The organism is Mycobacteriales bacterium, assembly GCA_036497565.1.
Taxonomy (GTDB): Bacteria; Actinomycetota; Actinomycetes; order Mycobacteriales; family QHCD01; genus DASXJE01.
On the sequence record DASXJE010000039.1, the window covers coordinates 1 to 2,821 of the forward strand.

General features: G+C 65.8%; 4 protein-coding genes and 1 pseudogene. 2 read left to right on the forward strand and 3 right to left on the reverse strand.

All coding sequences use genetic code 11. The annotated features are described in order from the left end of the window. Positions 1-8: 8 nt before the first annotated feature. Positions 9-464, reverse strand: a complete 456-nt coding sequence (locus VGH85_03705; protein HEY2172897.1) for a GNAT family N-acetyltransferase — start codon at positions 462-464, stop codon at positions 9-11. Between the two features lie 120 nt (positions 465-584). Here VGH85_03705 and VGH85_03710 point away from each other — a divergent pair, with 120 nt between their 5' ends. Both VGH85_03710 and VGH85_03715 read left to right on the forward strand, forming a co-directional pair. Further along, the gene (locus VGH85_03710) at positions 585-1,181 is read left to right on the forward strand and encodes a GrpB family protein (GenBank protein ID HEY2172898.1); all 597 of its coding nucleotides are present in this window, start codon (positions 585-587) and stop codon (positions 1,179-1,181) included. Continuing rightward, positions 1,171-1,764, forward strand: coding sequence for a DinB family protein (locus tag VGH85_03715; protein ID HEY2172899.1), 594 nt, complete (start codon positions 1,171-1,173; stop codon positions 1,762-1,764). Before VGH85_03710 ends, VGH85_03715 begins: the two co-directional genes overlap by 11 nt. Positions 1,765-1,837: 73 nt before the next feature. On the opposite strand, the pseudogene VGH85_03720 reads toward VGH85_03715, so the two are convergent. Beyond that, a pseudogene (locus tag VGH85_03720) lies at positions 1,838-2,230 on the reverse strand (arsenate reductase ArsC). Next, a partial coding sequence (locus tag VGH85_03725; protein ID HEY2172900.1) for an arsenical-resistance protein occupies positions 2,230-2,821 on the reverse strand: 592 nt, incomplete at its 5' end. The gene VGH85_03725 and the pseudogene VGH85_03720, both read right to left, overlap by 1 nt.

The window sequence follows — 2,821 nt, forward strand, 5'->3', positions numbered from 1 at the left end:
GCGGCGCATCACGTCGGCATGCGGAATCGCTGCGTCGTACCGTCATCGTCGCAGGTCTCGGCGAACTCCACGGGAATCGCCCGACGCCAGAAGGCAACTGCTGCCTCATTTCCAGGCACCTCATGAACTGACCAGGCGCCACCGAACAGCTCGAAGACATACCTCGCAGCCGCAAGTCCCACACCGAGACGCCGGTACTGCGGCATGACGAGGAACTCGGCGATCGAACGAGGATCCGTGCCCGTGACAAGCACGATCCCACCGATCTGGCCGCGAACTCGAATCAGGAATGGATGTCGCGTCGGCTCGGTCCAGTAGTGGTCCAACCATGAATAGCCAAAGCGCCCACGCTCATTGAGCACCGCATCATCGGACAGCCGCGCGAACTCATACGCGTTGAACTCCAACAGCTGACGCAAGACCTCCTTGTCCGCCAGCTCTGCCCGGACAACCTCGACGTCCACCGCAACCTCCGCACGGTCCAGCGATCACACATTCACGCTAACCACTACCCGGACCACGGGCGAACCCGATTCCAAGGACCTGTCGCTTCACACCGACTCCCGACCGGGCATCATCGGGGAATGCGAGTAACCGTCGCCCCATACGATCCTCAGTGGCAGACAGACTTCGAACGAGTCAGCCGTGACCTGTCGATCGTGCTCAGCGGAGTCGACGTCCTGGCCGTCGAGCACGTCGGGAGCACCTCGGTACGAGACTTGCCGGCTAAGCCGATCATCGACATCGACATCGTCGTACGTCCGGACGGACTACCTCGCGCTCTCGCCGCCCTGGAGTTGGCCGGATACGTCTACCAAGGCGAACTGGGCATCAACGACAGACATGCGTTCAAGGCCTCCGACGATCAACCCCGCCGAAATGTATACGTGTGCCTCGATGGCTGCCTGGCTCTACGCAATCACCTCGCGGTGCGGGAGACGCTTCGCTCGAATACGGACCTCCGCGACGAGTACGCCAGCGTGAAGAGGGCCCTTGCCGAAGAGGACCTCGGCTCTATCGACGACTACGTCGCCGGCAAGACCACGGTCGTGCAGAAGATCCTTCTCGCCGCCGGGATGTCAGCTGAGGATCTGGACTCCGTGGCCGCCGCGAACCCCGTCGGGCGAGACCGGGAAACGCGTGGGCCGGCGTATGGCAGGCTCATGTCGCATGATCGATGATTTCGCGAAAGAGTATCTGCACAGCGATCTGCGAGAGATCCGCGAGGTGATCCTCTGGAAACTCGACGGGCTCTCCGAGTACGACGTCCGCCGGCCACTGACCTCGACGGGAACGAACCTTCTCGGCCTGGTCAAACACCAGTCGCTGTCCGAGTCCAGGTACTTCGGCGAGGTCTTCGACCGGCCGTTTCCCGAGCCGCTCCCCCGGTGGGACGACGCCGAGGCGCGCGGCTCAGACATGTGGGCGACCGAGCAAGAGACTCGGGAGGAGATCATCGGCCGCTACCGGCGCGTGTGGGAGCACTCGGACGCGACGATCACCGCCCTCGCCATCGACTCCCCCGGCTACGTGCCCTGGTGGCCACGCCCCAACGTGAAGCTGTTCAATGTCCTGGTCCACATACTCACCGAGACCAGCCGACACGCCGGACACGCCGACATCCTGCGCGAACAGCTCGACGGCTCAACCGGGACCGCCGCCGATGCGCGCCCGCAGCGCGATGCGGCCTTCTGGGCCGCCCGGCGCGCGGAGATCGAGCGCGCCGCCAAATCAGCAGACACCAAGCCCGATGACGGTCGATAGGCAAGTGGACCTACATCGACAAAAACCGCCGAGCAGGAGACGTTCGTCGCCCAGTTCCGCGGGTGGCGCGAGGTCAGCTAGCGAGTTCGTCGAGCAGGGCGCGGACGCGCCGGTCGATCTCGGCGCGGATCGGCCGGATTTGCTCGATGGGGAGGCCGGCCGGGTCGGGGAGTTCCCAGTCGAGGTAACGCTTGCCCGGGTAGATGGGACAGGCGTCGCCGCAGCCCATGGTGATGACGACGTCGGCCGCCTGGACGACGTCATCGGTGAGGGGCTTGGGGAACTCCTTGGACACGTCCAGGCCCACCTCGGCCATCACCTCGACGACGGCCGGATTGATGTCGCCGGTCGGGGCCGAGCCGGCGGAGCGGACGTGCACCCGGCCGCGGGCGTGGTGGTCGAGCAGAGCCGCCGCCATCTGGGATCGGCCCGCATTGTGGACGCAGACGAAGAGCACAGTCGGCATCAGGTTTCCCCCGGGGCGGGGGCGGGATCGGTCCAGCGCAGCCGGGTGCGCAGCCAGAGTGCGACGTAGACGAGAGCGACGAGGACCGGGACCTCGATGAGCGGTCCCACGACCCCCGCGAGCGCCTGACCGGAGGTGACCCCGAACACCCCGATCGATACGGCGATGGCCAGTTCGAAGTTGTTGCCGGCGGCGGTGAAGGCCAACGTGTCGGTCTTGCCGTAACCGAGCCGCAGGCGGTGGCCGAGCGCGAAGGAGCCGCCGAACATGAGCGCGAAATAGGCCAGCAGCGGAAGCGCGATCCGCGCGACGTCCAGCGGGCGGGACGTGATGGTGTGCCCCTGTAGCGCGAACAGCACGACGATGGTGAACAACAACCCGTAGAGCGCGATCGGCCCGATCCTCGGCAGGAACCGCGTCTCGTACCAGTCCTCCCCCTTGGCCCGCTCACCGAAGGTGCGGGTGAGGAAGCCGGCCGCCAGCGGAATGCCGAGGAACACCAGCACCGAGACCACGATGGTGCCCACCCCGAAGTGGACGTTCGTCTGGTGCAGTCCGAGCCAGCCGGGTAGCACCCGCAGGTAGAACCAG